This window comes from Pseudomonas sp. MEJ086, from assembly GCF_030209025.1.
GTDB classification, from domain to species: Bacteria; Pseudomonadota; Gammaproteobacteria; order Pseudomonadales; family Pseudomonadaceae; genus Aquipseudomonas; species Aquipseudomonas fulva_A.
The window spans coordinates 106,870-112,869 of the sequence record NZ_JARVSV010000041.1 but is presented as its reverse complement, the minus strand read 5'-3'; the positions used below and the strand labels follow the sequence as shown (position 1 = coordinate 112,869).

The following is a 6,000-nucleotide window of genomic DNA, read 5'->3' as shown; positions in this document are numbered from 1 at the left end:
CGAATGGCCGCCAATCGCTGGCAAGCCAGCTCCTACATGGGCTCAGCTATCAACGCGATCACGTAGGAGCCGGCTTGCCGGCGATGCGATGGTGGGTGTGTTGCGCAATCTGTGCTGCCGATGAGATTCGCCGCGAGGGCATGGCTCCTACGCTGGCTTAGCTTTCTCTATCTCTATTGCCCACCAAGCTATCGACGGTCGGCACGCGGGTGTCCGTTTCCATCTGCGCATCGTGTTCCAGTTGGTGGCTGAAGCGCTCCAGGGAGCCGTTTTCCGGTTGTGCGTCGCTGGCGAATACCGGTGGGCTGAGCAGGTAGGCGCCCAGCAGGCGGGAGAGGGCGGCGAGGCTGTCGATATGGGTGCGTTCGTAGCCGTGGGTGGCGTCGCAGCCGAAGGCGATCAGCGCGGTGCGGATATCGTGGCCGGCGGTAACCGCGGATTGGGCATCGCTGTGGTAGTAGCGGAACAGGTCGCGGCGTACCGGGATCTCGTTGTCGCTGGCCAAGCGCAGCAGTTGTCGGGACAGGTGGTAATCGTAAGGGCCGCCGGAGTCATGCATGGCCACGCTGACGGTGTGCTCGGTGGAGCGTTGGCCAGCGGCGACCGGAGCGATGTCGATACCGACGAATTCGCTGACGTCCCATGGCAGTGCAGCGGCCGCGCCGGAGCCGACTTCTTCGGTGATGGTGAACAGCGGGTGGCAGTCGATATGCGGCTCCTGGCCACTTTCGACCACGGCCTTGAGCGCGGCGAGCAGCGCTGCGACACCCGCCTTGTCGTCCAGATGGCGGGCACTGATGTGGCCACTCTCGGTGAACTCGGGGAGCGGATCGAAGGCCACGAAGTCACCAACCGAAACCCCAAGGCTTTCGCAGTCGGCACGGCTGGCGACCAGGGCGTCCAGGCGCAGTTCGACGTGGTCCCAGGAAATCGGCATCTGGTCGACTTCGGTGTTGAAGGCGTGCCCGGACGCCAGCAGGGGCAGCACGCTGCCGCGCAGCACGCCATGGTCGCTGAACACGCTGACGCGGCTACCTTCGGCGAAGCGGCTCGACCAGCAGCCGATGGCGGTCAGGCACAGGCGGCCGTTGTCCTTGATCTCGCGCACCATGGCGCCAATGGTGTCGAGGTGCACGGAAACCGCACGGTCCGGGCTGTAGCGACGGCCTTTGAGGGTGCCGCGGATGGTACCGCGCCGGGTCATCTCGAAAGGGATGCCGATTTCCGTCAGGCGCTCGGCAACGTAGCGCACGATGGTGTCGGTGAAGCCGGTTGGGCTGGGAATGGCGAGCATTTCCAGCAGTACTTTCTGCATGTACTCGAGGTCGGGTTCTGGAATTTGCGACATGGGATCTCCATCTATGACGGGGATGGCCGCCGAGCGGCGTCAGTCTTGGGTGAATGCTTTGACGCCTGTCGACGGACGGTAAGAATCAGGTCTCTGTTACATGCTGACCTGCTATAGCGGTGAGGGTTTCAAAGAGCTTTGGGGATCGTTCGCGCCGGGGGCGACGCTCCTACGCACGAGGTGATGCAACCGCCTCGTGGGAGCCGCGCCCCCGCGGCGAATCGTTTGGGCAGCGCCGACATTGCGGTATGGCCGCTATCGTTCGCGCCGGGGGCGACGCTCCTACATACGGCGTGATGCAACCACCTCCGTGGGAGCCGCGCCCCCGCGGCGAATCGTTTGGCCAGCGCCGGCATTGCGGTATGGCCGCGATCGTTCGCGCCGGGGGCGACGCTCCTACACACAGTGTGATGCAACCACCTCGTGGGAGCCGCGCCCCCGCGGCGAATCGTTTTGGCAGCGCCGACATTGCGGTATGGCCGCCATTGTTCGCGCCGGGGACGACGCTCCTACGCGGTATGCCGCAACCAGTAAGAACTTCCGGAATCACCTGTCATACTCAATCGCCTACGCCATGGCTGAGCGGGAACAGCAGGTCGATGAATCGCTCGGCGGTCGGCTGCGGCTCGTGATTGGCGAGGCCGGCGCGTTCGTTGGCCTCGATGAACACGTGCTCGGGCTGATCGGCTGCCGGTACCAACAGGTCGAGGCCTACCACGGGAATGTCCAGGGCGCGAGCGGCCTTGACCGCGGCTTCAGCGAGCGTCGGATGGAGGATGCCGGTGACGTCTTCGAGAATCCCGCCAGTGTGCAGGTTGGCGGTCTTGCGCACGGCCATGCGCTTGCCCTGAGGCAGCACGCTGTCGTAGTCGAAGCCGGCGGCATGCAGGGTGCGCAGGGTTTCGGCATCCTTGGGGATGCGGCTTTCGCCACCCGTAGCAGCCTGACGACGACGGCTCTGCGCGTCGATCAGCTCGCCGATGGTGTGGCGGCCATCGCCCAGCACTTCTGCCGGGCGGCGTATCGCGGCGGCGACCACTTCGAAGCCGATCACCACGATGCGCAGGTCGAAACCTTCGTGGTAACTCTCCAGCAGCACACGCTCGTCGAAGGGGCGGGCGCGCTCGATGGCGGCTTGCACGTCGGCCGGTGTGCGCAGGTCGACGGCGACGCCCTGGCCCTGTTCGCCGTCTACCGGCTTGACCACCAGGCTGCCGTGCTCGGCGAGAAAGGCCGCATTGTCTTCCGCGCTGCCTGCCAGGCGCTGGGCTGGCAGGCTCAGACCGGCACGGCTGAGGGTGCGGTGGGTCAGGCGCTTGTCCTGGCACAAGGTCATGGTCACGGCGCTGGTCAGGTCGGTCAGCGATTCACGGCAGCGGATGCGGCGTCCACCCTGGCTGAGGGTGAAGAGACCGGCTTCGGCGTCATCGATATGGGCATCGATGCCACGGCGCCGTGCTTCGTCGACGATGATGCGCGCGTAAGGATTGAGGTTGTCGTCCGGGCCGGGGCCGAGGAACAGCGTCTGGTTGATGCCGTTCTTGCGTTTGACGCTGAAGGTCTGCAGCTCGCGGAAACCCAGCTTGGCATACAGCTTCTTGGCTTGGCCGTTGTCGTGCAGCACGGACAGGTCGAGGTGGCTCAGGCCACGGCTCATGAAGTGCTCGACAAGATGGCGCACCAGTACTTCGCCAACGCCTGGGCGGCTGCAGGCTGGGTCCACCGCCAGGCACCACAGGCTGCTGCCGAGTTCCGGGTCGTGGTAGGCCTTCTGGTGATTGAGGCCCATCACGCTGCCGATCACCGCGCCGCTGTCTTCATCTTCGGCCAGCCAGTAGACGGGGCCGCCCTGATGACGGGGGGTCAGTTTTTCCGTGTCGATGGGCAGCATGCCCCGAGTCTGGTACAGGCAGTTGATCGCCTGCCAGTCGGCTGGCGTCTGCGCGCGCCGCACGCGGAAGCCACGAAAGCCGCGGCGGGCCTGACGGTAGTCGCTGAACCACAGGCGCAGCGTGTCCGACGGGTCGAGAAAGAGCTGTTGGGGTGCATACGACAGCACCTGCTGTGGCGCCGCGACGTAAAGGGCGATGTCGCGCTCGCCGGGCTGCTCGCTGAGCAGCTCTTCAGCCAGCACCGAGGCATCCGGGAAGGTGTGCCCGATCAGCAGTCGACCCCATCCGCAATGCACGATCTGCGGCTGGCTGATGCCGTCGCCGTGTTCTTCGGCGAAGCGGGCCTGCAGGCGCTCGTAGGAGGGGGATTGGCCTCGCAGGAGGCGTTGATTGTGGGCAGTGGCTCGCATTGGAGAGTGTTCCTTTGCTTTCGCATGTCCGGCATGTGCCGGCGATCGGTTGACCTGTCTGCTGATCCGCATCGAGGCGGATTCGGCCATTCCTGTTGGGTTGCGGGGGAGCCACTGGCTCCCCCGTCCTCGCTTACAGCCCCTGTTCGCTCAGCCACAGGTTGAGTGCTGCCATCTGCCACAACTTCGAACCGCGCAGCGGGGTCAGCTGGCCTTGCGGGTCGGTCAGCAGGCGGTCGAGCATCTGCGGGTTGAAGATGCCGCGGTCATGAGCCGGGTCGACCAGCAGATCGCGAACCCAACCGAGCGTAGCGCCCTCCAGGTGCTTGAGACCCGGCACCGGGAAGTAACCCTTCTTGCGGTCGATGACCTCGGAAGGGATGACCTTGCGTGCGGCTTCCTTGAGCACGTACTTGCCGCCTTCTGGCAGTTTGTACTGGCCGGGGATGCGCGCGGACAATTCGGCCAGGCGGTAGTCCAGGAACGGCGTGCGGGCCTCGAGGCCCCAGGCCATGGTCATGTTGTCGACGCGCTTGACCGGGTCGTCGACCAGCATCACCGTGCTGTCCAGGCGCAACGCCTTGTCCACGGCCGCGTCGGCACCGGGCTGGGCGAAGTGCTGGCGGACGAACTCACCGGCCACGTCATCGGTCAGCCAGGCGGGTTGCACGCAAGCGGCATATTCATCGTGCTCGCGGTCGAAGAAGGCTTTGCGATAGGCGCTGAAGGCGTCTTCGGCACCATCGACCAGCGGGTACCAGTGGTAGCCGGCGAACAGCTCGTCAGCGCCCTGGCCGCTTTGCACCACCTTGCAGTGCTTGGCCACTTCCCGCGAGAGCAGGTAGAAGGCGATGCAGTCATGGCTGACCATCGGCTCGCTCATGGCGCGGAAGGCGGCTGGCAACTGATCGAGAATCTCGTTCTCGCCGATGCGCAGTTGGTGATGCTGAGTTTCGAAACGTTTGGCGATCAGGTCCGAGTACTGGAACTCGTCGCCACGCTCGCCACCGGCATCCTGGAAACCGATGGAAAAGGTCAGCAGGTTCTCGACGCCGGCCTCACGCAGCAGGCCGACCAGCATGCTCGAGTCGACCCCGCCGGAAAGCAGTACGCCGACATCGACCGCCGCACGCTGACGGATCGAGACCGCCTCGCGCATGCCGTCGAGTACCGCATCGCGCCACTCGTCGAAACCGTAGTTGGCTTCGTCGGCGTTCGGGCCGTAGTTCAGCGTCCACCAGACCTTCTGCTCGACCTTGCCATTGACGTCGATGCGCATCCAGGTCGCGGGTGGCAGCTTCTCGACACCGGCAAGAATGGTGCGCGGTGCTGGCACCACGGCGTGGAAGTTCAAGTAGTGGTTGAGTGCGATGGGGTCGAGGGTCTTGCCGATGTCGCCGCCTTTCAGCAGCGCTGGCAGGCTGGAAGCGAATCGCAGACGATCCTTGGTCTTGGACAGGTACAGCGGCTTCACGCCAAGACGGTCGCGGGCGATGAACAGCTGTTGGCTGTCGCGTTCCCAGATCGCGAAGGCGAACATCCCGTTGAGTTTGGGCAGCAGGTCGGCGCCCCAGGCGTGATAGCCCTTGAGCAGCACTTCGGTATCGCCGCCCGAGAAGAAGCGATAACCAAGCTGTTCCAGCTCGCCACGCAATTCCGGGTAGTTGTAGATGGCGCCGTTGAAGACCATCGACAGGCCGAGATCGTTATCGATCATCGGCTGGCCCGAAGCCTCGGCGAGATCCATGATCTTCAACCGGCGATGACCGAACGCAACGGGGCCGCGGCTATGGAAGCCATGGGCGTCAGGGCCACGCGGGGCGAGGTGGTGAGTGATACGTTCAACGGCAGCCAGGTCGGCTGGTTGGTTATCGAAGCGTAGTTCGCCTGCTATTCCGCACATAGTCTATAAAGCCCTCGTATTTCCTGGGCTCTGTTCCTCCTTAGCGTCAGTCCGTACCAGTTGTGTACCGGTTCTGAGTTCCAGCGCGCGTCACCGCGCACCGGAGACAATCGAGCATCTGGGACCGATGCATGCCTGCGGCAGCACAGCGGTCCCGAGCTTTTTCGAGTCACCTCGGCGCAGGAATGTTCAATAAAATGACGGGGTGGGTGGCGTACGGCTTGCGAATCCTTCCTTGCGGCCAGTACTGGCGGCAGTGCCGAAATCGCGGCGTGGTCACGATCATTCGCGCCGGGGGCGACGCTCCTACGGATGCGGTATCGCGATCACCATGGTAGGAGCCGCGCCCGCGCGGCGAATCGCAAGGGCAACACCGAAATCGCAGTATGGCCACGATCATTCGCGCCGGGGGCGACGCTCCTACGGATGCGGTGCTGCGATCGCCAT

The 6,000-nt window shown here is 64.5% G+C and carries 3 protein-coding genes; all 3 read right to left on the bottom strand.

Annotation, left to right across the window (positions count from 1 at the left end; translation table 11 throughout):
- Window positions 1–157: 157 nt before the first annotated feature.
- A complete protein-coding gene (locus tag QRN22_RS23910) occupies window positions 158–1,348 on the bottom strand; it encodes an osmoprotectant NAGGN system M42 family peptidase (protein ID WP_042554011.1) in 1,191 nt (396 codons plus the stop codon).
- A gap of 559 nt (window positions 1,349–1,907) precedes the next feature.
- Window positions 1,908–3,650 (bottom strand): N-acetylglutaminylglutamine synthetase, encoded by a 1,743-nt coding sequence (ngg, locus tag QRN22_RS23905; protein WP_042554012.1) that lies wholly within the window; start codon window positions 3,648–3,650, stop codon window positions 1,908–1,910.
- A gap of 133 nt (window positions 3,651–3,783) precedes the next feature.
- A complete protein-coding gene (locus QRN22_RS23900) occupies window positions 3,784–5,553 on the bottom strand; it encodes an N-acetylglutaminylglutamine amidotransferase (RefSeq protein WP_042554013.1) in 1,770 nt (589 codons plus the stop codon).
- Window positions 5,554–6,000: the final 447 nt, after the last annotated feature.

Coding starts and splice junctions, on each gene's coding strand:
- QRN22_RS23900 (WP_042554013.1), bottom strand. CDS start 5,553: ATGTGCGGAATAGCAGGCGAACTACGCTTCGATAACCAACCAGCCGAC.
- QRN22_RS23910 (WP_042554011.1), bottom strand. CDS start 1,348: ATGTCGCAAATTCCAGAACCCGACCTCGAGTACATGCAGAAAGTACTG.
- ngg (WP_042554012.1), bottom strand. CDS start 3,650: ATGCGAGCCACTGCCCACAATCAACGCCTCCTGCGAGGCCAATCCCCC.